Below are 21,604 nucleotides of genomic sequence, written 5' to 3'. Positions count from 1 at the left end.
GTTCAAATGGCTATTCTACGTTTGATTGGTTTTGGAAAAAAAGAAGAATTTAAGAAAGTGCTAGCAATTTTAAGAAAGAAAAAGCCTGATAGGACAAGGATCCTATGAAATTTGTCGTGTACAGAGCAAATGTTCATAAAGCGACTTTACGTAAGAAAGGGTGGATGTTTTTTATGGTAGTCGTAGGGCTACAAATGTTGTTCTTGATCGGTAGTTATTTGTTGCAAAGTTCTTAATTTTTAAATTGAAAAAGCCACCGTGAGGTGGTTTTTTTGTGTTGAATATTTTAATAAAGTCACAGCTTCGGTGATTGTGCGAAATTTTAATCAATAACGCGTAAGCAATGTTTTACTTTTGATGCAGCAAAAGTAACAAAACTGCTTTGTTTGCTAGATGATACATCCTTGTATCCTCTAGCAAACGAGCGACATCCATGTCGTAAGTCATGTGATTGGATTTCAGTTTTTTATAAAATAACTTTTTGAATTTTAGAATTTATTTATTTGTTATAATGAATTAGTTAATTAAAAACATACGGAATAAAAATTGAAAAAGAAAGAATATAAATTAAAAAATAATATAGTTTTTGGAGCTGTTGTTGGCTTAGCGGGGATTGCTTGTGGTTTGTGGCTTCTAATCTCTTTGGAGAAATTATCAGGAACTGAGTTTGTAGGTTTTAGTCTTGGATTTGCTGTGATTGGATTGATCATAGCCTTTGCAGCTGAGGTTCAAGAATTTTCAATTGTAGGAAATGGCGTCAAATTGAAAGAATTAAGGTCGGAAGCTGAAAAGACCATAGAGGAGTTAAAAGAAGCTAGAACAGAATTATTTAGAGTTTTAGTCCAAAAAAGTATTTATGGATCAGGTGGGTTTTGTAGTGATTGTATAGTAGATGAATGTGCTGAATCATTTTGTGAGTTAATTGAACAAATTGAAAAATTTAACTGTTTAAATAAATTAAGGTTAGATGTTGAAAAATCATTAAGATTAATATTATCTCGGCAGTACAATAACTTGTATATGCTTCATTTGCCAAATAAGAAGCATACAGATTCACTTGAAAGTTATGATAACCCTCGAGATTTAAGAATTAAAATAAGCGATGAATGTATACAGAAATATATTTCAAGGAAGTCTAATCAATTCACCATGGAAGAAGGAAGATCAGAATTAAATGATGCTATTGAAGTGTATGCAAAATTATATGCTATAAAAATTAAACTCGATAAATTAGCACCAGAATCATAGAAAAATATTTAAAATTTTGTTCTAAGTTTCATCATTAGCTTATAAAAAAACGGCCTCAATCAGCCGTTTTTATTGCTGAAATTCTAAGGTGATAATGGTGACCGAGATGAAAAGGAAAAATCGAAGTCGAAGGGTTAGAACTAAAAAACAGATCGTTTTTTGAGCAATGTAAAATATTGAACTGTCAGAGAAATGTCAAGAAAGGTAATAGGTAATTGTATTTAAAATGATTTTAATTTTTGATGTTCTGATAAGGGCTCAATGAAATCTGATAGAGATTAATTCAGGTTTAAGCGCTAAGATAATCCTATCTTTATTCTGTTTATTGATAGCATGCTTAAACTGATCTATTACGTTCCTGAATCTCATCTTGACTCCACCAAAAATGCCGTGTTTCAAGCAGGAGCAGGGGGTATAGGTAACTATGAGCATTGTGCCTGGCAGGTTTTGGGTACCGGACAGTTTAAGCCAGTGAAAGGGGCGAATCCCTTTATTGGTGAACTGGATAGCCTAGAACAGGTAGCAGAATGGCGGGTAGAAACGATTGTGACTGAAGATCAGGCATCTAATGTGGCAAAAGCACTTAAGGCCAGCCATCCGTATGAAGAGCCTGCATTTGAGTTTGTTCAGATAGTAGCTATAAATTATTGACGATATTTGATTTGTGAAAGGGTGACATGGATGTCACCCGCTAGCCAGAGGTTCAGGGATGAACCTTCTGGCTAGCAAAGGGTTTTGGTTACCTTACGGAATATATTCCTCACCTTTCAAAGTAACGCGTAAACGCCTACACAAATTAAAAGTGAGTTATGACAGCTTACGAGGCTGTGCCGATTTGCAATTAAAATCAAACCTTCTGAACAAACAGCTCACGATCAAAGCGATACTGCGGGAAGAACACACCATCCGCTGCACGTTCACCGGCAGCAATCACCATGACTGGATATTGCTGATCATTCAGATTTAAAATTTTATTGACCATCGGTTCATCAAAGCCTTCCATCATGCAGCTGTCAAAGCCATAAGCACGTAAAGCTAAAACCAGGTTCTCACATGCCAAAGCCGTGGTCTTGCTTGCCCAAAGTTTTGCATCTGCCGGGTTAAAAGCAGTCACTGGCAATTGCTTGTCTAGTGTACGTACAACTTTGAAAGCCACTTTCTTAAAGTTACCTATTGCATTGAAGTAACCAGTTTTATAATTGTAGGGAATAAATTTGTAATACTTCTGCACAGCAGCAGGCACTTCAGAAAATGGAAACTCACTGATATTTTTCTTTGCCATCTCTTCAATACGGTCGGTCCTTGCCACGCAGACAATCAGTTCAGCCGCAGTCTTTGCAGCCAATTGACCTAGACAGGCTTTTACCAACCGCTTTTTCTTGGTAGGGTTTTGAACCACATAAAAGGTCCAAGGCTGTAAATTGGATGAGTTCGGTGCAAGTAAAGCCAGATCTAAACATTCATCTAGCACTTCAGCAGGAATGGCTTTGTCAGTAAATTTTCGTACTGAACGACGACTCTGCACGACTTTCTTAAAGTTTTCGACATCAATATCTTGTGGGGCTGGCTCAAAGTAGCGTTTCTTTTCAGTCTTGACTTGGCTGGTCATAGATAGTGCGTTCCGTAACAATTTTTATTTGATGTTGGGGTAGAAATGAAAAAAACCACCAAGCAATAGTAAATTACTTAGTGGTTTTTTATGTATCTTTCAATTAATTAAATTGAGCGAAATCCGGTTTACGCTTTTGCATAAATGCTGCGACAGCTTCTGCCATTTCCGGTGAAGTTACGCGCTTCATAAAAATCTCGGCTTCGTTATCAATACAGTCAATAATTTCCTGCAGATTATGTTTCATTAAGGCTTTGGTTTGCTTGATCGAAGCGAGCGGCAGTGCTGCTAAAGTTTGTGCTTGTTTCAATGCAGTTGCATATACATCATCTTCAATGCTATTCACAATTCCAGCACTTAAGGCTTTGTCGCTATTAAACTTTTGTGCAGTAAACAGCAGCTCAGCCGCTTTATGGTAACCCGCTTGCTGAATCAGCAATTTGCTCGAAGCGCCTTCAGGCGATAGACCTAAGCTCACAAATGGAATCTGGAACAGGGCGGTGTTATCGCTATACACCAGATCAGCATGCAGCAAAATCGTTACTCCAATGCCAATCGCCACACCACGAACAGCAGCAATTAACGGTTTGGAAAATTTTGCCGCAGATTTTAAAACCACAAATGGAGGCGCATCACCCGCTTTGCCTGCCAGTGGAGTTTGAATAAACTTCATGAAATCCTGCATATCGTTACCGGCACTGAAGTCGGCATCCTCACCACGTAAAATCACCACGCGAACGTCTTTATCCTGATCGGCTTCATCCAGTGCCTGGGCAATTTTTAGATACAGTTCACCGTATAACGCATTTTTAGCTTCAGGACGATGAATGGCTAAGGTCAGTACGCCATTGTCTAAATTCGCATTTAAATGTTGATGTGGTTGTTGAATACAGCTCAGTGTCATCGTACTATCCTTGCTTTAAAATTTAATTTGATTTTATGGCAGTTATTATGTCGCATATTTATTTTGGCGGCACAACTCACGAGTCATAAAAAACTTGATTTGTTATGAACTATACATTCGATTATCTGGTTTTCATTGGTCGCTTTCAGCCTTTTCATCTGGCACATATGCAAACGATTAAAATTGCATTGCAGCAAAGCCAAAAGGTGATTTTGGCCTTAGGTTCAGCACAAAATGAACGCAATATTAAAAATCCGTTTAGTGCTGCTGAACGTGAACAGATGATCTTGTCCAATTTTTCAGAAGCGGACCAGCAGCGGATCAAGTTTGTGCATGTGATTGATGTTTATGATGATCAAAAATGGCAACAACTGGTTAAATCTCTAGTAAAAGAAGTTGCTGAACCAGAAGCCAAAGTCGGTTTGATCGGTCACTTTAAAGATGAATCTTCTTATTATCTGAAGCTGTTCCCGGAGTGGGAGATGGTGGAACTTGCCAGCCTGGTCGGGGCAATTTCAGCAACGCCGCTGCGTGAAGCCTATTATCGTGGTGAAATTATCGAATCTGCTTTGCCGCTCGGCACCAGTGAGTTTTTACACAAATTTCAGAATACCTCCACTTATCAACAATTGCAGCACAAATACCTGACACAAGATAAAACCAATCTGGAACAATCTTAAGTAAGCTACTAGGTCGAGGCAGAACATTGCCACGATGCAGGAGTGGATAAGATGAATATCCAAACCACATTGCACAGTGTCCTGATTGTCGGTGTAATCCCTTTGGGTATCGTCGCACAGGTCAATGCACAGGAATGGACACTGACTCCACAAAGCTATGTGGGCTTTGAGGTGAAGTCGATGGGCTTTTCAACCGTAAAAGGCAAGTTTGAACAGGTTCAGTCCAGTATGCGCTTTGATCCTGCAGCACCTCAGAATGCCTCGGCACGGTTTGTGATGCAAGTAAATAGCCTAAGCTTGAGCAAGCCTTCACTGAAAAATATGATTTTAGGTGAAGATTTATTTTATGCAGAGAAGTACCCAACAGCGACTTTTAACAGTCATGAATTTCTCGCTTTGGGGAATTATCAATACAAGATCAAAGGTGATCTGACCCTGCGCGGTATTACCCGGCCGGTGATCCTTGATGCGTCCCTAGAAGCCAATCCATTTGATCCACAACTTATGAATGTAGAAGCTACAACTATGGTTAAGCGTAGTGATTTTGGCATGAAAAAGGCATTTGGCGGCATCGGGGAGAAAGTCAATATTGAAGTATCTGGGCAATGGCAACGCAAATGAGCAGTAGGATTTGCCACAAAATATCTGCTGATTTCCATTTTTTAATTCATCTGATGTTGAGCCTTTTCCAGCAGGTCAATCGTCAATTGTTGCAGTAGCACAGATTGCTGCTTCCAGTGATGCCAATACAATTTCATCTCGGTTTTAGCATTTGGCATAATTTCAACCAGTTTCCCGGTTTGAAGATCATCACCAATTTGATATTCCGGCACCAAACCGAAGCCTAAACCCAAATGTACTGCTTCTACAAATGCAGTGGAGGAGGGAATAAAATAATGCGGATAACTTTGCTGATTTAATCCAAACAAGTTCAGAATCACCTGATGATGCATCAGATCTTTGCCATTAAAAATAATGGCTGGGGCATGTCTTAAGGCATCGCGGTGAATACCATTTTTAAACCACCTTTCTACAAAGGAAGGTGTTGCGACCATGCGATAAGTCATCTGTCCCAGATAATGTACTTCACAGCCTTTCATGGCTGTGGATTCAGTCGAGATGCAGGCATTAACCAAACCGGTTTCAAGCAGTTGATGGGTTTGGGTCTGGTCATCCAGAGACAACTTCAGAGCAATTTTATGCTTGATTAATGTGCTTTGCAGAACTTTGAGCAGCCAGGTTGATAAAGAGTCAGCATTGGTGGCAATACTGAATTGATGAAACTCATGCTGGCTGGATTGCCCCATAAATTGTTGTAAAAGATTCTGTTCACGTAGACGTTGATGCTGTAGATGTTCCAGCAGCTTTTGACCGGCTTGCGTGACCCGACAAGGACGTTCGCGCAGCAATAAAATCTGTCCCAAATCTTTTTCCAAAGCCTGCACCCTTAAGGTTACCGCTGATGCAGTAATACACAGTCGCTGTGCAGCTTCATCAAAACTGCCGGATTCTGCCACAGCAAGAAAAGCTTCGCAGGATTTACTTGAAAGCATAGGGTGCTACCTAAGAAAAACTGAATTAAATTGATATTTTCTTAATCATACTTAATTTATGCTTCAAGCTGGGATAATGCAAGACACGATTTTTGAATGATTTTTAAGTTTTATTGTGTATGTTAAATAGTGCCTTACATGGTTTTGTTATGGGTTTAAGCCTGATCGTCCCGATTGGCGCACAAAATGCTTTTGTGTTGAAACAAGGTTTAAAACAGCAACATGTGTTTGCCATTTGCCTGTGTTGTGCCTTGTCTGATGCGATATTGATTTCATCCGGAGTGCTGGGCTTTTCAGAGCTGGTCATGTTGCATCCGTATTGGCTGAATATTGCCAAGTATTTCGGTGCAATTTTCTTGCTGATATATGGAGCACAACATTTTTATCAGACCTGGAAGGGTGAGCAGCGTTTAGATGTCAGTCAAAACGAAGCACCTTCTTTATGCAAGATCTTGTTCATCTGTTTAGGCTTAACCTGGCTGAATCCACATGTCTATCTGGATACGGTGGTATTATTAGGCTCGATCTCGACACAATATCCAGACACGCAACTGTATTTTACCTTGGGAGCAATCAGTGCCTCATTCCTGTTCTTTTTTAGCTTGGGCTATGCAGCACGCTATTTGCAACCGATTTTCCAACGGCCACAAGCCTGGAAAATACTGGATATGTTGATTGGCTGTGTGATGTGGTCTATTGCCATTTCCCTATTAAAATAAGTGAGCGGAACACAAAAGAAAAAGGCATGAGCAATACTATTTCTAGTTAAAAATCATGCCTTTTAATAATGAAAAATTAAGCTGCTTGAAGTGCTTTTAAGTCTTCCAGTACCTGTTCGGCATGTCCTGCAGCTTTTACTTTACGGTATTCTTTGACCAGTTGACCGTTATGGAAAATAAAGGTGGAGCGCTCGATACCCATCACTTTTTTACCATACATGTTCTTTTCTTTAATCACGTCAAAAAGATTGCACAGCACTTCTTCTTTATCGCTAATCAGGTTAATAGTCAGATTTTGTTTTTCAGTGAAGTTCTGATGAGCTTTCACCGAATCACGTGAAATCCCAAGAATGGTGGTATTTAAGGCATCAAACTGGTCTTTCAGGCATGAAAAACCGATCGCCTGTGTAGTACAGCCCGGAGTAGAATCTTTAGGATAAAAATAAATAATCAGCCATTCGGTTGATATTTCAGTCAGGTTAATTTCACCGGTTGTGGTCGGGAAGGCTTGATTCGGCAGCGTAATAGCAGACATGGCTTCATCCTTATAAAGTCGAATTTGTCATATTGATCTTAAGTTTATGCTGCCATGATAGCGAATTTAACGATGTTTATGCTGAAGTAGGAAAGGTAATTTTCACAAATAAAAAAGCCTGCAATTATGCAGGCTTTTATTCAATCTAAATCAACTTATTTTTTAGGTTGTTGAGCAGATTTCATTGCCGCTTCACTTAAGCTTTTAAGCTTGCCAGTAAGTTCTGGTCCAAAACACGCTTGCAGATCTTTATTTTGTTTTTGCACAAAAGCTAAAGTTGCAGGACTTTTCTTCTGGTTAATGGTGCTTTGGATTTCCCATTTTTGTGCGTTGGTTAATTTACCATCTGCTTCCACTGCACATGTACAGTATTTGCTTACTTCAGCAGAAGTAAGTTTTTTACCTTTAGCAGTTTCTTCTTTACAAACATTAATTAACGCAGATTTTACATTGGTGCTTTTATAAGCTTCCTGAAGCTTATTTGTTTCGGCTGCATTTGCAGCAGTCGCCATCAATGCGACTGCAGAAACCAATGTAGAAAGAATAATGTTTGATTTCAAATTTTTCATTTACTGTACCCTATTATGACGGTATATAACGTGTCGGATCTACGATACCTGCATCAGCAAAACCTTGTTTACGTAAGCGGCAACTATCACATTTGCCACATGCACGTCCTTGGTCATCTGCCTGGTAGCAAGACACTGTTTGACTGTAGTCTACGCCATGTTCTATACCTAAGCGAATGATATTTGCTTTGGATAAATGTAACAAAGGTGTTTCAAATTTAAGCGGTTTACCTTCTACTCCAACCTTGGTGGCCAGACGTGCCATGTTGGCAAAAGCCTCAATAAATTCAGGACGACAGTCTGGATAACCCGAATAATCAACGGCATTGATGCCAATCACAATGGCTTCTGCACCAAAAACTTCGGCCGCTGCGAGCGCATAGGAGAGAAATATTGTGTTACGTGCTGGAACATAAGTTACAGGAATACCTTCTTGTTCATGTTCTGGTACGTCAATGCTATGGTCTGTTAACGCAGAGCCACCCAAGTTACCCAAATCGATATTAATCACACGATGTTCTACACCAGCACGCTGGGTTAATGCTCGAGCAGCATCGAGTTCAGTGGTTGAACGCTGCCCATACATGAAACTTAAAGCAATACATTCATAACGTGCTTGCGCCCAAGCCAAACAAGTCGTTGAGTCTAAGCCGCCAGATAATAAAACTATGGCACGAGGGCGCATATTAAAGTCTCCAAAAAAATAAGTAACAACAAAAATGGATTAACGACCGGTTTCATCATTCCAGAGCAGTTTATGTAACTGTAGCTGGAAACGGACAGGGAGATGGTCATCTAAAATCCATTGAGCTAAATCACGTGCAAGTTGAGGTAATTTCACCGCACCTTTTTCTATGGCAAAAGCAGGAGAGAACCAGACGTTACTGACTTTATCGGCAAGCTGGAATTGTTCAACCTGCTGTTTTGACCATTCATAGTCTTCACGGTTACAAATTACAAACTTGATCTGATCGTGTGGGGTTAAAGAATCAAGATTACTAAGCAAATTTCGTGCAACTTCTCCAGAAGTTGGCGTTTTTAAATCCAGTACTTTGGAAACTCGCGGATCAACCTTGGATACATCCAAAGCTCCACTGGTCTCGAGCGACACTTCACAGCCTAAGTCAGCTAAACGCTGCATCAGGGGCAGGGCGTTAGGCTGTGCCAATGGTTCACCACCGGTCACACAAATATAGGGTGTTTTAAAATCGAGTGCAGTTTGAATAATGTCGTCTAAGGACTGGCGTTCGCCACCTTCAAAGGAATAAGTAGTATCACAATAAGTACAACGTAACGGGCAACCGGTTAAACGGATAAATACGGTCGGTAATCCTGCAGCGTTGGCTTCACCTTGTAATGAATAGAAAATCTCCGTAATACGTAACCCCGCAGACGGATCGGTAACAGGAATAGCGGAAGATCGAAGAGTACTCATAACAACATAATCCAGCTCAGGATAAATAACACAGTATAAAAATAAAAATCCCTACGGCTATTGCTAACCGTAGAGACGAGGAGCGGCTGAAGCTCCGAGGAACAATCAATGTTCCGCAAAAGACTACATCTTAGTCTTCGCGCAATAAATCGTTCAGGCTAGTTTTGGCACGGGTTTTCGCATCTACTTTTTTCACGATTACAGCTGCGTACAGGCTGTATTTACCGCATTTAGATGGCAGGCTACCAGAAACAACTACCGAACCTGCAGGTACACGGCCGTAATGGATCTCGCCAGTTTCACGGTCATAAATTTTGGTGGATTGACCAATGAATACGCCCATTGAAATCACAGAACCTTCTTCTACAATCACGCCTTCCACGATTTCAGAACGTGCACCAATAAAGCAGTTGTCTTCAATAATGGTTGGGTTGGCCTGAAGCGGTTCAAGTACACCACCAATACCTACACCACCAGACAAGTGAACATTTTTACCAATTTGTGCACATGAACCAACAGTTGCCCATGTATCCACCATGGTACCTTCATCCACATAAGCACCAATGTTCACATAAGAAGGCATCAAGACCACGTTTTTCGCCTGGAATGAACCTTTACGAGCAACAGCAGGAGGTACTACACGTACACCAGCAGCTTTAAACTGTTCTTCAGTCCAGTCAGAGAATTTAGTATCGACTTTGTCATAGAAACGAAGATCACAAGCTTCCATTGGTTTGTTGTCGTTTAATTTAAATGATAACAATACCGCTTTCTTAATCCATTGATGAACAACCCATTCACCGTCGATTTTTTCAGCAACACGTAAAGTACCATTGTCCAGGCCAGCAATGACTTCCTCAACTGCTTGACGGATTTCAGCAGAGCAATCGGCTGCTGTGAAATTCGCACGGTCTTCAAACGCTTGTTCAATGATTGTTGAAAGCTGAGACATGATCTTCCTTCCAGAAAAAAATTTTTAAGATTTTACACTATATTGAGATATAAATAGATGAAAAAGTGGCTTTGGATCGGAATTAATTATGAAAGATGGGCAAAATGGGAGCGAAAATCGGCTACACAGATAAATAAACAAAAAAATGATTTAATAATCAAAAACAAATAGAAAATGTATCAAAAAATAACAAAAACTAAGCAAATTTCGAATAAAAGTTGAGCAATTAATATTTTATAGTTCTAACTATTAGATAGAAAAGCACTAATGACGAAATAGAAACCTTTTTGAGGAGATCTACAATGAAAACTTTAGCTACGCTTTTAGCAGTATCGGTATTGACCTCTGTCGCCGGAACAGTCATGGCAGCTGATGATGCAGTCGTTCAAGATGGTTATGCATTTGAACGTAACCAGCTTATTCCAACTAGTGTCCGTGCTGAAGTAGGTACAACCGGTTATGGTGGTGCATTACTGTGGACTGCAAACCCATATGTCGGTTTGGCATTGGGTTATAATGGCGGCGATATCTCTTGGTCTGATGATATCTCGGTCAATGGTTCAGACTATGACATTGATATGGAGAATAAAAATACCTATTTGAATGCTGAAATTCGTCCTTGGGGTGCAAGTGAAAATAGATGGGTGCAAGGTCTATATATGGCCGCTGGTGTAGCCTATTTAGATAATGAGTATGAACTTGATCGCCGTGTAGGTGCGGGAGAAGGTTTTACCATTAACCATACAGACTTTGTAGCGGGTGCAGATGGCGCTCATATTAAAGGGACCATGGATTACAAAAATGACATTGCTCCATATTTAGGCTTAGGATGGGCGCCTAAGATTAATAAAAATTGGGGCGTATTTGGTGAAGTCGGTGCTTACTATGCCGATAATCCAGATGTTAACTTACAGTTAGTCAGTGGTGGTGCGGCTGATAACCCAACACGCGGTTCACTGGTTGACAATATTGCAGCTGATGAAACTAAAATTGCGACTGATGACAAACACAAATGGCTTCCTGTAGGTAAAATCGGTGTAAGTTATCATTGGTAATAAAATAGTAGTCTTTAAAAAAACGAGCTTCGGCTCGTTTTTTATTTTTAGACAATGCAGCTATTTTTGCTAGAAGCGGTAACGGAGCTTAAGGCCATAAGCAACAGCCTTGTTATGGTTTACTGAAGAGAACATACCAAACAGACTGCATGAACCCTATTGATTTTGCTTAACTTTGGCTTTGTTGAGTCTTTATACCCGCGACAATAAATACATTAGAGTACATAGGATAAAAACTACCGATACCCAAACTATAAAGCATAGCTGACATCTGTGGCAAAAGCTTGATCGTAGATGAGCCCAAAAGACCAGTGAGTGTGAGTTTGCAATTTAAATGCAACATTTGAAATATAAAAAGAATGGGCAAAATTTGGGGTAGAAATTTAAGTAAATGTTGAGGGGGGTATTCTGGTTTGGCTGAAGTGTTTTACCTGAAATATTGGCATCTACAATGGCCGTTGAGAACTCGGCTTAATAATCCGGCTGTAAAAAAGAGGTAATGGATTGGTTAGAGCTTTCCAGTGCTGCAGTATGTAGAGGTCGCTAGTCATGAAAACACCAATACTGAGACCAAATGCCTTAGCTTATATAGATATCCCCATTCAATTTTTTCTTTTGTGATTTTATATAGAATGAGCAAGTATTATGTGAGGTTTTTATGTTTAAGTGATTGAAAAATTAAATTATTTTTATAAATCTAGTTTTGCAACGACAGATGAATTTAAAAAGGGATATTTTTTATATCCCTTATTTAAAAAAATCATGAAATGCTTATTCTTCTGGATAAGCTACTTTTTTCAGGGCCTTAATGTCGGCTTCTGGCGAGCAGAGTGAAATAAACTCATAACCATAACCGCGCAGCAAATGACCTTTGCGCACTGCAATCCAGGTAGTATTTACCCCAAAGATATCGGTTGGAATCTGTTTGAGTCGATAGTCACGTTCAGCATCATAAGCGACATTGTTGACAATACCGACGCCCATATTCAATTCAACATAGGTTTTGATGACATCTGCATCCAGTGCTGACATCACAATATCAACATCAATACCTGCCTCTTCAAAGGCTTTGTCAATTTTAGAACGACCTGTGAAACCGCCATGGTAGGTGATAATCGGATATTGCGCCAAGTCTTCCAGCGTAATGTCTGTCTTGTTGGCAAGTGCATGGTTTTGCGGGGTAATAATACTGTGCTGCCAATTATAATAAGGTACGCTGGCCAGGTTCTCCTCAGTAGTTAGCGACTCGGTTGCAATACCAATATCTGCTTCACCTTGCAGCAACATTTCGGTAATTTCAACCGGGCTGGCCTGTTGCAGAATCAAATGAACTTTTGGAAATTCTTTTTTAAACTGGTTCACAATCGGCGGCAAGACATAACGCGCCTGGGTATGCGTGGTTGCAATGGTCAACGTACCTTCATCGACGCGGTTAAAATCATCTGCCAGACGTTTAATATTGTCTGCATCAACCAGCATACGTTCCACAATCCCGAGTAAAGACTGGCCAGGTTCGGTCAAGCCCAGCAAACGTTTACCTTTACGGATAAACAGCTGTACGCCCAGTTCATCTTCTAAATCTTTAATATGCTTACTGACGCCAGATTGTGACGTATAAAGTGCTGCCGAAGCTTCAGTTAAATTAAAGTTTTGTCTAACAGTTTCTCGAATAATTCTTAATTGTTGGAAATTCATAATGCTGTTTACCCTAAAGAGGATGGGGCTGTTTTTGCCCCATCTATTTGTTATTAAGCGACGTCATTGGCAAACAGGTGCAATCCCGTTGGACTTAACCACACTGTTTGATTTGGTTTAAATTGATGTAACTTCGCTTCTTCAGAATTAAGCGAAATTTCAATTAAATTGCCCTGACGATCTTGAAGTTCAGCAATAACCTTGCCGGCAATCCAGATTTCACGCAGGAAAGTGGCCTGAATGGCATTTTCTTGCGGTGTTGCATGAATGCGTAATTCATTTGGACGGGCAAAGGCAATCACGTTGCCTTGCGGAGCATCTTTCACCTGCGGTAGTTGCAGACGGTCGTCACCAATCTGGATAATGCCTTGCTGGTTTTGACCTTCGAAACGGTTGGCCTGACCCAGGAAGTCGAATACAAACGGTGTTGCCGGTGTTTCATAAACTTCACGAGGTGAACCAATTTGCTCGACATTGCCTTTGTTCATCACCACGATTTGATCGGCTACTTCCAGAGCTTCTTCCTGATCATGAGTCACGAAAATTGAGGTGATATGCAATTCATCATGCAAAGTACGTAACCAGCGACGCAGCTCTTTACGCACTTTGGCATCGAGTGCGCCAAAAGGTTCATCCAGCAATAATACACGAGGTTCAACCGCCAAAGCACGTGCCAGGGCAATACGTTGACGTTGTCCGCCCGAGAGTTGTGCAGGATAACGGTCGGCCAAAAAGCCCAGCTGAACCAGATCAAGCAAACGGGTCACACGTTTTTTAATTTCAGCTTCTGATGGTCGGGTAGAACGAGGGCGCACACGTAAACCAAAGGCAATGTTGTCAAATACCGTCATATGACGGAACAAGGCATAATGCTGGAATACAAAGCCGACTTCACGTTCACGTACATGCACATTGGTTGCATCTTCGCCCTCAAGAATCACCTGACCGCCATCTGCCGATTCCAGCCCTGCGATAATACGCAGCAGGGTGGTTTTACCGCAGCCAGATGGGCCGAGTAATGCCACCAGCTGACCATCGGGAAAGTCGAGCGAGATATTTTTAAGTGCATGGAATGCACCAAAGTGTTTTTCAATATTTTTAACTTGAATACTCATGATGTCATTCCTTAAGAAACTGTTGAATCTTCATTACGTTTGTTTTGTTTTTCCTGGCGCACTTCTACCCATGTTTTCAAGATCAGGGTCACAATTGCCAGTAAAGCCAGAAGCGATGACACTGCAAATGCCGCACTAAAGGTATATTCGTTGTAAAGGATTTCAACATGTAGCGGCAGGGTATTGGTTTCACCACGAATGTGACCCGACACCACCGATACTGCACCGAATTCACCCATGGCACGGGCATTACACAGAATCACGCCGTAAATCAGACCCCATTTAATGTTGGGTAAGGTCACTTTCCAGAAAGTTTGCCAGCCTGAAGCACCCAGTACAATTGCCGCTTCTTCTTCCTCGGTCCCTTGCGCTTCCATCAGGGGAATCAGTTCGCGCGCCACAAAAGGCACAGTAATAAATACGGTTGCCAGTACAATGGCAGGAACGGCATACAAAATTTTAATGTCATTGTCCATCAGCCAGCCGCCAAGCCAGCCTTGAGTACCGAAAATCAGCACCAGCATCATGCCTGCGATAACTGGAGAAACCGAGAAAGGTAGATCAATAATGGTGGTGAGAATGGATTTGCCACGGAAATTAAACTTCGCCACCGACCATGCGGCTGCTACGCCAAACACCACGTTTAATGGCACGGCAATTACAGCGGTCAATAAGGTCAGTTTCACCGCAGACAAGGTGTCTGGATGCACCAGTGCCTGAAAATAAACACCAACCCCCTGTTTAAATGCTTCAACAAAGACCAGAATTAAAGGCAGAATCAAGCAGCTTAAAAAGAAAATCAGCGCAATCGTAAGCAGTAAATAACGAACCCAGACCGGTTCACGCGTCGCATCGCGGGACTGTAATTTCTCAGCCAAAGCATTGCTGTTGGTGATTAAACTCATCGTGCTGTTCTCCCGGTACGTTTGCTTGCCCATGCTTGGAGCAAGTTAATCAGGAATAAAATCGCGAATGACAGGACCAGCATTACCACAGCAATGGTGGTTGCACCGGCATAGTCATATTCTTCCAGACGGGAAATAATCATCAATGGCGCGATTTCAGTTTCAAATGGCTGGTTACCTGCAATAAAGATCACGGAACCATATTCACCTACACCGCGTGCAAATGCCAATGCAAAACCAGTCAGTAGTGCTGGAAACAGAATGGGTAGGATAATTTTGCTGATAATCTGAAAACGGTTCGCACCCAATGCCGATGCTGCTTCTTCAAGTTCGGTTTCAAGATCACTCAGTACAGGCTGTACGGTACGTACCACAAAAGGAATACCAATAAAGATCAGTGCCAGAGTAATCCCGATCGGGGTATAGGCTACTTTAATTCCGATTGGTTCCAAATACTGACCGATCCAGCCTGTAGGTGCATATAATGAGGTTAGGGCAATACCCGCCACCGCTGTAGGCAGGGCAAAGGGTAAATCGACCAAAGCATCAATAATGCGTTTACCGGGAAAACTGTAACGCACCAGGCACCATGCCAGTAACAAGCCAAACACCACGTTGACTAAGGCTGCAATTAGGGCAGCGCTAAAACTTAACTGCAAAGATTTTAAGATACGTTCTGAACTTAAAATTTCCCATAAACCGTCCCAGCCTATACCTAGCGATTTGATAAACACCGCAGATAATGGAATAAGCACGATTAATGATAGATACGCTAGGGTAAAGCCTAGAGAAAGACCAAATCCTGGCAGCACTCGGGATCGCTGCGACATGATGATTCCTTAAAAAGAGCGACTACTGACCAATAAAGTCAGCGAAAATAAAAGTTTAATTCGGCACAAGCATAATTTGCAGGGTTTAAATTGCAAATTTGAAAAAGCACTTGCTATCATCAGTAAAATTGATATGTTGCAGCACATTTTCTGAAATTAAATAATCATAAATTTCAGGAAAAGGCCCAAAACCGGAAGCAACATTAATATGTCCAACCTGACCCAGATTAACCGGATTAAGTTCCCACGCCTTTGCAAGTTGCTGGGCATCTTCAAAATTTAACCAGGGATCGTTTTCACTGATCAGTAAAGTCGTTGGCACGGCAATTTTCAGCTGATGAAAATAGCATTGGTAATCTTGCTGGCTATCACGTGAAAAACCGGCTTCGCCAAAACGGGCAGGATTGGCAGGTGCAACCAGAATCAAATTTTTAATTTTTTGATTGAGTTCCGGGTGCTGGGCTAAAGCTGCCACAGTAGTTAAACAACCAAAACTATGCGCGACAATCTGGATGCTGCCCTGAATAGGCGTCACGGTCTTTACAAACTCGGCAATCCAGTTTTGTAACACAGGGGTGTTCCAGTCCTGTTGTTGCACACGGGAGCATGACATGAGTTGTCGTTGTAGCCACGACTGCCAGTGTGCGTGTTCACTGCCACCTACGCCTGGAACAATTACGGTATGAATCATGTCGATGCTCCTGTTTATCGAATGCGATTATTTTGCACTATTGGCTTTAACAATTTGGTCAAATACACCGCCATTTTCAAAGTGCGCTTTTTGAACTTTGCTCCAGCCGCCAAATTCCTGATCGATGCTGACCAGTTTTAAGGGCTTGAATACCTTGCTGTATTGCGCCAGTGTTTTTGCGTTGCGTGGACGGTAAAAGTTTTCAGCCGCAAGTTGCTGGCCGCGTGGCGAGTAAAGGAAATTTAGGTAACCTTGAGCCAGGTATTTATTGCCTTTTTTCTCTGCATTTTTATCTACAATCGCCACGGGTGGCTCAGCCAAAATAGACAGAGATGGCGTGATAATTTCAAATTTTCCTGGCTGTTCACGAAGGGCTAAGTGAGCCTCGTTTTCCCAGGCCAACAGCACATCACCAATGCCACGTTCTGCAAATGTTGTGGTTGAACCGCGTGCGCCAGAATCGAGAACCTTGGTGTTTTTATAAATTTTACGCACAAATTCTTGGGCAGTTTTGTCATTGCCACCCGCCTGGTGTTTTGCCCAGGCCCATGCCGCTAAATAGTTCCAGCGTGCACCGCCAGAGGTTTTAGGATTTGGTGTAATAATGCCTACCCCCGGCTTAACCAGATCACCCCAGTCCTTAATGTGTTTTGGGTTGCCTTTACGTACTAAAAATACGATGGTAGAGGTATATGGCGTTGAGTTATGTGGCAGCTTCTTTTGCCAGTCTGCAGGTAACTGTCTGGTTTTTTCCGCAATTACATCAATGTCGGCAGAAAGTGCCAAAGTCACCACATCGGCATCCAGCCCATCAATGACCGCACGTGCCTGTTTGCCAGAACCACCGTGTGACTGCTTGAAGTTAATTTTTTGTCCGGTACGGCTTTCCCAGTATTTGCTAAAATTTTTGTTCACGTCTTCATAAAGTTCGCGTGTTGGGTCATAAGAGACATTGAGAAAATCTTTCGCTGCAGCACCTAAAGAAATGGTAGATATAACTGCTGCTAAAACTCCAAGTTTCAATTTTGCCGAAATGCTCATGCGAACCTCAATATTCTTAATGTGTTTCATTACAGGGGTACAGAATAGCTATATTCTTTATGCATAAAAAATAATAAAAAATGAATTTTATATGAATAAAAAAGATAAATAGGGCTGGATTCATAAAATAAGCACCAGCCTTATGAATAAAACTGATGCTTTGTTTGCTTGACTGAGATTATTTGGTGCTATTGGCTTTTACGATCTGGTCAAATACGCCGCCATTTTCAAAATGTGCTTTTTGAACTTTGCTCCAGCCGCCAAATTCTTTATTAATGGTGACCAGTTTCAAGGGTTTGAATACGGATTTATGTTTTGCCAGTATTGCTGCATTGCGCGGACGGTAGAAGTTATTGGCAGCAATGGTTTGACCTGCAGGTGAATATAAATAGTTGAGATAAGCTTTGGCTAAATTCAGGTTGCCGTCTTTCTGTGCATTCTTCTCTACAATCGCCACAGGGGGTTCAGCCAAAATAGACAAAGACGGTGTGATAATTTCGAACTTGCCCGGTTGTTCACGAATCGCTAAATGAGCTTCATTTTCCCAGGCCAGCAATACATCTCCAATGCCACGTTCAGCAAATGTCGTGGTTGCACCGCGTGCACCAGAGTCGAGGACCTTGGTGTTTTTATAGATTTGACGTACGAACTCCTGTGCTTTGGCATCGTTACCGCCTGGCTGATGTTTCGCCCAAGCCCATGCTGCCAGATAGTTCCAGCGGGCGCCACCAGAGGTTTTAGGGTTTGGGGTAATAATGCCGACATTATTTTTGACTAGATCGCCCCAGTCTTTAATGCCTTTCGGGTTGCCTTTATGTACCAAAAAAACGATGGTAGAGGTATAGGGGGTAGAGTTATTCGGGAATTTTTTCTGCCAGTCTTTTGGAAGCAAATTTGAGTTTGCTGCAATCGCATCGATATCTGCTGCAAGTGCCAACGTCACCACATCGGCACCCAGACCATCAATCACGGCACGTGCCTGTTTGCCAGAACCGCCGTGTGACTGTTTAAAATTAATATCTTGGCCTGTGGTTTTCTTCCAGTATACAGCAAACTCTTTATTGTAGTTTTCATACAATTCACGCGTTGGATCATAGGAAACGTTTAAAAAGTCTTTTGCCAGTGCAGTAAAAGACGTTGCTGAAATAAGAGCTGCTAAAACCCCGATTTTTAGTGAGCGCATTTTGCTATCCTTTGAATTATTAATGTTTTGTAACGGAGCCAAGCATAGCGTCATCTTTTTTGTTGAAAAAATAATAAGAAACGAATTTGATATGAATAAAAAAGCTATCAATTAAGCGCCACTATTTTTAAACTAGGTCATCATTTGCAGGATGTTTGTTATGCCATGTTTTAAGAATGCACGGGAAATAAATGAAGTGTCATTACAGGACCGTGCTTTTCATTACGGAGATGGCTGTTTCACCACGGCATGTGTTCGGCATGGCAAAATTGAACTTGAAAGCCTGCATCGGGCACGGCTACAGTTAAGTTGTGAACGGCTGATGTTGCAGGCAGATTTAAGCTGCATTGAAAAAACTTTGGCTGTATTGCAGCAGCAGTTTCTTGAACTAAATGGCACATTAAAAATCATCATCAGTCGCGGTGAGGGACAACGCGGCTATAGCCTGCCTGAGCATCCGGCAGATGTCTGGGTGTTTTTTTATCCCCAAGCAGTCGATGATTTTCAGATAGAGAAAATTAAATCTGGGGTGTTACAGCAAGCCTTGGGCTTGAGCATGCCGGCTTTGGTGGGATTAAAAAGCCTGAACCGTCTGGAACAGGTCTTATTAAAACATGAAGCCGATCAACATGGCTGGGCTGAAGCTTTAGTGACCGATGTACAAGGCAGTGTTGTTGAAGGCGTAAGCAGTAATTGTTTCATTCGTTTAAACAATATCTGGATTACACCAGAACTTCGCTATAATGGCGTGCATGGGGTGATGCGGGCCGAAATTTTGTCCCGAATGCAGCAGCATGGTATTCACTGTGAACAGCGGTTTATTGAAATGGAAGACATTGCAAAATTTGAAAGCCTGTTTTTTTGTAATGCCTTAAGTCCCATGAAAGCTGTGACTGAACTTAACCGGCAACCGTTGAATATTCAGCCGTGTATTGAACTCTTTAATATCCTTCAATTGAATCAGATTCATTAATATGTCTAGCAAAAAGCAAAAATCGAAAAATAAAACTGCATCAGGATTTCCTTTAAAAGGCATCCTTATTTTAATTGCAGGTCTGACGGTATTATTTGCAGTTATCTTGGGTGCCAGCTTGTTCAAGTCCTATCCGGTGCAAGGTGAAAAGCAAATGCTGGCGATTGGAGAGGGTGACAGTTATTCAGGCTTTATTGACCGTCTAGCTCAGCAAGATAAAGTCAGTTTTCCTATTATCCTGAAGCTTTATCAAAAAATCATGATTCATGACAGCATGAAAGCTGGCGTTTATGAAATTCGTCAAGGCATGTCGGTACGTGAAGTGCTGGAACTGGTCTCGAATGCTGAAAATGCACAGATGAACCGCATTCTGGTGATTGAAGGTACGACCTTTAAACAGTTAATTGAACTTCTAAAGAAAGATGATTTAGTCACTAAAGAAGTGTTGAATCTTCCGCAAGATCAAATGCTAAAAGCCTTAGGTATTCCATTTAACCATCCCGAAGGGCTGTTTGCACCAGATACCTATTTCTTTGCCAAGGGTGAAACTGATAAAAAGATTTTGACTGATTTATATAAACGCCAAATGAAGGCTTTGGATACTGCATGGGCCAATCGTGCCAGTGGTTTACCTTATAAGGATAAATATGAAGCGCTGATTATGGCTTCTATTGTGGAAAAAGAAACCAGTCTGGATCATGAGTTAAATCAGGTATCGGGGGTGTTTATCCGTCGTCTGCAACAGGGGATGCGTCTGCAAACCGATCCAACTGTGATTTATGGTATGGGCGACCGTTATAATGGCAATATCACGCGTAACGATTTGCGTACACCTACACCATATAATACCTATACCAACAATGGCTTACCACCAACGCCGATTGCATTGCCAAGTCAAAAAGCGATTGAAGCTGCCATGCACCCGGACAATTCCAGAAATATCTATTTTGTCGCCACGGGTAATGGTGGGCATAAATTTAGCGCAACTTTGGATGAGCATAATCGTGCTGTGCAAGAATATCTAACTGTCATTCGTTCAAAAAATTAAGGAGTGGGGATGTTTATTAGTTTTGAAGGCACTGAAGGTGTCGGGAAAACCACACTCATTGGTAAAATTTATGATTATCTGCAACAGCAAGGTCATGAAGTGGTACTGACGCGTGAGCCGGGTGGCACACCAATGGCAGAACAAATCCGTTCCCTGCTGTTGTCAGTCAACCATGAAGAAAGCATGTCGAATGACACAGAACTGCTTTTAATGTATGCGGCACGTGCACAGCATTTACAGCAGGTGATTGTTCCGGCATTGAAGGCAGGTAAGACCGTACTGTGTGACCGTTTTACTGATGCCAGTTTTGCCTATCAATGTGCAGGCCGCGGCCTAAGTAAAGAAAAATTACAGTTATTGAATGCCAACTTTGTCTCGCATATGCCGAACGTTACTTTTTGGCTGGATGCCCCGACTGAGTTGGGAATGTCACGTGCGCGTGCACGGGGTGCATTAGATCGCTTTGAGCAGGAGAAAGCCACATTCTTTGAGAAAGTACGTTCAGGCTATCAGGAGCTTTGGCAACAGCAGGGGGAACGGATTAAACGTCTGGATGCCACCCAAACACCAGAACAGGTATTCACTCAGGCACTCGCGTGTTTGCAATCGGTGTAGTCATCCCCAGCAATTGGGTTTAAATGAAAAATCTTCTATAGTGGCTAACATTATGGAAGATTTTTTTTATAAACAATGAAAAGTAATAAAGTCGAAATTATTGAATTTTTGCAATGTGAATTGTAAGCGTCCGCTGAATCCCATGCCTATTTTTTAATTTTGGTCGGATTTCCAGCGGTGTGGCAGTAATTCTTCTATTTGGGTCACTTTATGCGTCGGCAGCCTTTTCAGCACATCACTTAAATAGGC

At 41.6% G+C, this 21,604-nt stretch carries 26 protein-coding genes; 10 read left to right on the top strand and 16 right to left on the bottom strand.

Features of this window, described 5'->3' with window-relative positions; translation table 11 throughout:
• Window positions 1-104: 104 nt before the first annotated feature.
• The 3 genes from FTU91_RS16625 (at window position 105) to FTU91_RS11695 (ending at window position 1,899) form a co-directional block, all read left to right on the top strand.
• Window positions 105-236, top strand: coding sequence for a KGW motif small protein (locus FTU91_RS16625; RefSeq protein WP_257221725.1), 132 nt, complete (start codon window positions 105-107; stop codon window positions 234-236).
• A gap of 310 nt (window positions 237-546) precedes the next feature.
• Entirely contained in the window at window positions 547-1,248 is a 702-nt protein-coding gene (locus FTU91_RS11700; protein WP_180082247.1) for a hypothetical protein, read from the top strand.
• 333 nt (window positions 1,249-1,581) lie between these two features.
• Window positions 1,582-1,899: an NGG1p interacting factor NIF3 gene (locus FTU91_RS11695; RefSeq protein WP_180082246.1), complete on the top strand. Its 318-nt coding sequence runs from the start codon at window positions 1,582-1,584 to the stop codon at window positions 1,897-1,899.
• 196 nt (window positions 1,900-2,095) lie between these two features.
• Here FTU91_RS11695 and FTU91_RS11690 read toward each other — a convergent pair whose 3' ends face one another.
• On the bottom strand, window positions 2,096-2,857 hold the full coding sequence (locus tag FTU91_RS11690) for a nitroreductase family protein (protein WP_180082245.1): 762 nt from the start codon (window positions 2,855-2,857) through the stop codon (window positions 2,096-2,098).
• Window positions 2,858-2,960: 103 nt separating this feature from the next.
• Window positions 2,961-3,761 (bottom strand): enoyl-CoA hydratase-related protein, encoded by an 801-nt coding sequence (locus FTU91_RS11685; RefSeq protein WP_086196168.1) that lies wholly within the window; start codon window positions 3,759-3,761, stop codon window positions 2,961-2,963.
• Between the two features lie 104 nt (window positions 3,762-3,865).
• Between FTU91_RS11685 and FTU91_RS11680 the strand changes: the two genes are divergently transcribed.
• Window positions 3,866-4,441, top strand: coding sequence for a nicotinate-nicotinamide nucleotide adenylyltransferase (locus FTU91_RS11680; RefSeq protein ID WP_180082244.1), 576 nt, complete (start codon window positions 3,866-3,868; stop codon window positions 4,439-4,441).
• Between the two features lie 51 nt (window positions 4,442-4,492).
• Complete coding sequence (locus FTU91_RS11675; protein ID WP_180082243.1) at window positions 4,493-5,062, top strand: YceI family protein; 570 nt, start codon at window positions 4,493-4,495, stop codon at window positions 5,060-5,062.
• Window positions 5,063-5,103: 41 nt separating this feature from the next.
• Here FTU91_RS11675 and FTU91_RS11670 read toward each other — a convergent pair whose 3' ends face one another.
• On the bottom strand, window positions 5,104-5,994 hold the full coding sequence (locus FTU91_RS11670) for a LysR family transcriptional regulator ArgP (protein ID WP_180082242.1): 891 nt from the start codon (window positions 5,992-5,994) through the stop codon (window positions 5,104-5,106).
• A gap of 119 nt (window positions 5,995-6,113) precedes the next feature.
• Here FTU91_RS11670 and FTU91_RS11665 point away from each other — a divergent pair, with 119 nt between their 5' ends.
• Entirely contained in the window at window positions 6,114-6,713 is a 600-nt protein-coding gene (locus tag FTU91_RS11665) for a LysE/ArgO family amino acid transporter (RefSeq protein WP_180082241.1), read from the top strand.
• A 76-nt stretch (window positions 6,714-6,789) separates the two neighbouring features.
• Here the strand turns inward: FTU91_RS11665 and FTU91_RS11660 are convergent, their stop codons facing one another.
• From FTU91_RS11660 to dapD, 5 genes are all read right to left on the bottom strand, one after another.
• Complete coding sequence (locus FTU91_RS11660) at window positions 6,790-7,248, bottom strand: peroxiredoxin (protein ID WP_180082240.1); 459 nt, start codon at window positions 7,246-7,248, stop codon at window positions 6,790-6,792.
• 155 nt (window positions 7,249-7,403) lie between these two features.
• The gene (locus FTU91_RS11655) at window positions 7,404-7,817 is read right to left on the bottom strand and encodes a hypothetical protein (RefSeq protein WP_166167210.1); all 414 of its coding nucleotides are present in this window, start codon (window positions 7,815-7,817) and stop codon (window positions 7,404-7,406) included.
• A gap of 13 nt (window positions 7,818-7,830) precedes the next feature.
• Entirely contained in the window at window positions 7,831-8,502 is a 672-nt protein-coding gene (queC, locus tag FTU91_RS11650; RefSeq protein WP_086196161.1) for a 7-cyano-7-deazaguanine synthase QueC, read from the bottom strand.
• Between the two features lie 39 nt (window positions 8,503-8,541).
• Entirely contained in the window at window positions 8,542-9,252 is a 711-nt protein-coding gene (queE, locus tag FTU91_RS11645; RefSeq protein ID WP_180082239.1) for a 7-carboxy-7-deazaguanine synthase QueE, read from the bottom strand.
• Between the two features lie 130 nt (window positions 9,253-9,382).
• Entirely contained in the window at window positions 9,383-10,204 is an 822-nt protein-coding gene (gene dapD / locus FTU91_RS11640; protein WP_180082238.1) for a 2,3,4,5-tetrahydropyridine-2,6-dicarboxylate N-succinyltransferase, read from the bottom strand.
• Between the two features lie 302 nt (window positions 10,205-10,506).
• Between dapD and carO the strand changes: the two genes are divergently transcribed.
• Window positions 10,507-11,259 carry an ornithine uptake porin CarO gene (carO, locus tag FTU91_RS11635; RefSeq protein WP_180082237.1) on the top strand — a complete coding sequence of 251 codons (753 nt, stop codon included), beginning with the start codon at window positions 10,507-10,509 and terminating at the stop codon, window positions 11,257-11,259.
• A gap of 771 nt (window positions 11,260-12,030) precedes the next feature.
• On the opposite strand, the gene FTU91_RS11630 is transcribed toward carO, so the two are convergent.
• From FTU91_RS11630 to FTU91_RS11600, 7 genes are all read right to left on the bottom strand, one after another.
• Window positions 12,031-12,954 carry a CysB family HTH-type transcriptional regulator gene (locus FTU91_RS11630; RefSeq protein WP_086196157.1) on the bottom strand — a complete coding sequence of 308 codons (924 nt, stop codon included), beginning with the start codon at window positions 12,952-12,954 and terminating at the stop codon, window positions 12,031-12,033.
• A 53-nt stretch (window positions 12,955-13,007) separates the two neighbouring features.
• Window positions 13,008-14,069, bottom strand: a complete 1,062-nt coding sequence (locus FTU91_RS11625) for a sulfate/molybdate ABC transporter ATP-binding protein (protein WP_180082236.1) — start codon at window positions 14,067-14,069, stop codon at window positions 13,008-13,010.
• Between the two features lie 11 nt (window positions 14,070-14,080).
• Window positions 14,081-14,974, bottom strand: coding sequence for a sulfate ABC transporter permease subunit CysW (cysW, locus tag FTU91_RS11620; RefSeq protein WP_086196155.1), 894 nt, complete (start codon window positions 14,972-14,974; stop codon window positions 14,081-14,083).
• Entirely contained in the window at window positions 14,971-15,804 is an 834-nt protein-coding gene (gene cysT, locus FTU91_RS11615; protein WP_180082235.1) for a sulfate ABC transporter permease subunit CysT, read from the bottom strand. The genes cysW and cysT overlap by 4 nt, the downstream gene beginning before the upstream one ends.
• 85 nt (window positions 15,805-15,889) lie before the next feature.
• On the bottom strand, window positions 15,890-16,495 hold the full coding sequence (locus tag FTU91_RS11610; RefSeq protein WP_180082234.1) for an alpha/beta hydrolase: 606 nt from the start codon (window positions 16,493-16,495) through the stop codon (window positions 15,890-15,892).
• A 27-nt stretch (window positions 16,496-16,522) separates the two neighbouring features.
• Window positions 16,523-17,536 (bottom strand): sulfate ABC transporter substrate-binding protein, encoded by a 1,014-nt coding sequence (locus FTU91_RS11605; RefSeq protein ID WP_180082233.1) that lies wholly within the window; start codon window positions 17,534-17,536, stop codon window positions 16,523-16,525.
• Window positions 17,537-17,714: 178 nt separating this feature from the next.
• Window positions 17,715-18,719: a sulfate ABC transporter substrate-binding protein gene (locus tag FTU91_RS11600; protein ID WP_180082232.1), complete on the bottom strand. Its 1,005-nt coding sequence runs from the start codon at window positions 18,717-18,719 to the stop codon at window positions 17,715-17,717.
• A 160-nt stretch (window positions 18,720-18,879) separates the two neighbouring features.
• On the opposite strand from FTU91_RS11600, the gene pabC reads away from it, so the two are divergent.
• From pabC to tmk, 3 genes are read left to right on the top strand one after another with little or no spacing between them, the layout of a single operon-like run.
• Window positions 18,880-19,692: an aminodeoxychorismate lyase gene (pabC, locus tag FTU91_RS11595; protein WP_180082231.1), complete on the top strand. Its 813-nt coding sequence runs from the start codon at window positions 18,880-18,882 to the stop codon at window positions 19,690-19,692.
• Between the two features lies 1 nt (window position 19,693).
• Entirely contained in the window at window positions 19,694-20,740 is a 1,047-nt protein-coding gene (mltG, locus tag FTU91_RS11590; protein ID WP_180082230.1) for an endolytic transglycosylase MltG, read from the top strand.
• A gap of 9 nt (window positions 20,741-20,749) precedes the next feature.
• Window positions 20,750-21,355, top strand: coding sequence for a dTMP kinase (gene tmk, locus FTU91_RS11585; protein ID WP_180082229.1), 606 nt, complete (start codon window positions 20,750-20,752; stop codon window positions 21,353-21,355).
• Window positions 21,356-21,508: 153 nt separating this feature from the next.
• Here the strand turns inward: tmk and FTU91_RS11580 are convergent.
• On the bottom strand, window positions 21,509-21,604 hold a 96-nt coding region (locus tag FTU91_RS11580; RefSeq protein WP_151760394.1), incomplete at its 5' end, for a transposase domain-containing protein.

Origin of the sequence: Acinetobacter sp. YH12201 (genome assembly GCF_013418145.1) — a bacterium.
Lineage (GTDB): Bacteria > Pseudomonadota > Gammaproteobacteria > Pseudomonadales > Moraxellaceae > Acinetobacter.
This window is presented reverse-complemented; position numbering and strand designations above follow the sequence as displayed.

Coding starts and splice junctions, on each gene's coding strand:
- queE (WP_180082239.1), bottom strand. CDS start 9,252: ATGAGTACTCTTCGATCTTCCGCTATTCCTGTTACCGATCCGTCTGCG.
- FTU91_RS11690 (WP_180082245.1), bottom strand. CDS start 2,857: ATGACCAGCCAAGTCAAGACTGAAAAGAAACGCTACTTTGAGCCAGCC.
- FTU91_RS11670 (WP_180082242.1), bottom strand. CDS start 5,994: ATGCTTTCAAGTAAATCCTGCGAAGCTTTTCTTGCTGTGGCAGAATCC.
- FTU91_RS11685 (WP_086196168.1), bottom strand. CDS start 3,761: ATGACACTGAGCTGTATTCAACAACCACATCAACATTTAAATGCGAAT.
- FTU91_RS11610 (WP_180082234.1), bottom strand. CDS start 16,495: ATGATTCATACCGTAATTGTTCCAGGCGTAGGTGGCAGTGAACACGCA.
- FTU91_RS11660 (WP_180082240.1), bottom strand. CDS start 7,248: ATGTCTGCTATTACGCTGCCGAATCAAGCCTTCCCGACCACAACCGGT.
- carO (WP_180082237.1), top strand. CDS start 10,507: ATGAAAACTTTAGCTACGCTTTTAGCAGTATCGGTATTGACCTCTGTC.
- FTU91_RS16625 (WP_257221725.1), top strand. CDS start 105: ATGAAATTTGTCGTGTACAGAGCAAATGTTCATAAAGCGACTTTACGT.
- FTU91_RS11600 (WP_180082232.1), bottom strand. CDS start 18,719: ATGCGCTCACTAAAAATCGGGGTTTTAGCAGCTCTTATTTCAGCAACG.
- cysW (WP_086196155.1), bottom strand. CDS start 14,974: ATGAGTTTAATCACCAACAGCAATGCTTTGGCTGAGAAATTACAGTCC.
- queC (WP_086196161.1), bottom strand. CDS start 8,502: ATGCGCCCTCGTGCCATAGTTTTATTATCTGGCGGCTTAGACTCAACG.
- FTU91_RS11680 (WP_180082244.1), top strand. CDS start 3,866: ATGAACTATACATTCGATTATCTGGTTTTCATTGGTCGCTTTCAGCCT.
- dapD (WP_180082238.1), bottom strand. CDS start 10,204: ATGTCTCAGCTTTCAACAATCATTGAACAAGCGTTTGAAGACCGTGCG.
- tmk (WP_180082229.1), top strand. CDS start 20,750: ATGTTTATTAGTTTTGAAGGCACTGAAGGTGTCGGGAAAACCACACTC.
- FTU91_RS11625 (WP_180082236.1), bottom strand. CDS start 14,069: ATGAGTATTCAAGTTAAAAATATTGAAAAACACTTTGGTGCATTCCAT.
- FTU91_RS11665 (WP_180082241.1), top strand. CDS start 6,114: ATGTTAAATAGTGCCTTACATGGTTTTGTTATGGGTTTAAGCCTGATC.
- FTU91_RS11630 (WP_086196157.1), bottom strand. CDS start 12,954: ATGAATTTCCAACAATTAAGAATTATTCGAGAAACTGTTAGACAAAAC.
- cysT (WP_180082235.1), bottom strand. CDS start 15,804: ATGTCGCAGCGATCCCGAGTGCTGCCAGGATTTGGTCTTTCTCTAGGC.
- mltG (WP_180082230.1), top strand. CDS start 19,694: ATGTCTAGCAAAAAGCAAAAATCGAAAAATAAAACTGCATCAGGATTT.
- FTU91_RS11605 (WP_180082233.1), bottom strand. CDS start 17,536: ATGAGCATTTCGGCAAAATTGAAACTTGGAGTTTTAGCAGCAGTTATA.
- pabC (WP_180082231.1), top strand. CDS start 18,880: ATGCCATGTTTTAAGAATGCACGGGAAATAAATGAAGTGTCATTACAG.
- FTU91_RS11695 (WP_180082246.1), top strand. CDS start 1,582: ATGCTTAAACTGATCTATTACGTTCCTGAATCTCATCTTGACTCCACC.
- FTU91_RS11655 (WP_166167210.1), bottom strand. CDS start 7,817: ATGAAAAATTTGAAATCAAACATTATTCTTTCTACATTGGTTTCTGCA.
- FTU91_RS11675 (WP_180082243.1), top strand. CDS start 4,493: ATGAATATCCAAACCACATTGCACAGTGTCCTGATTGTCGGTGTAATC.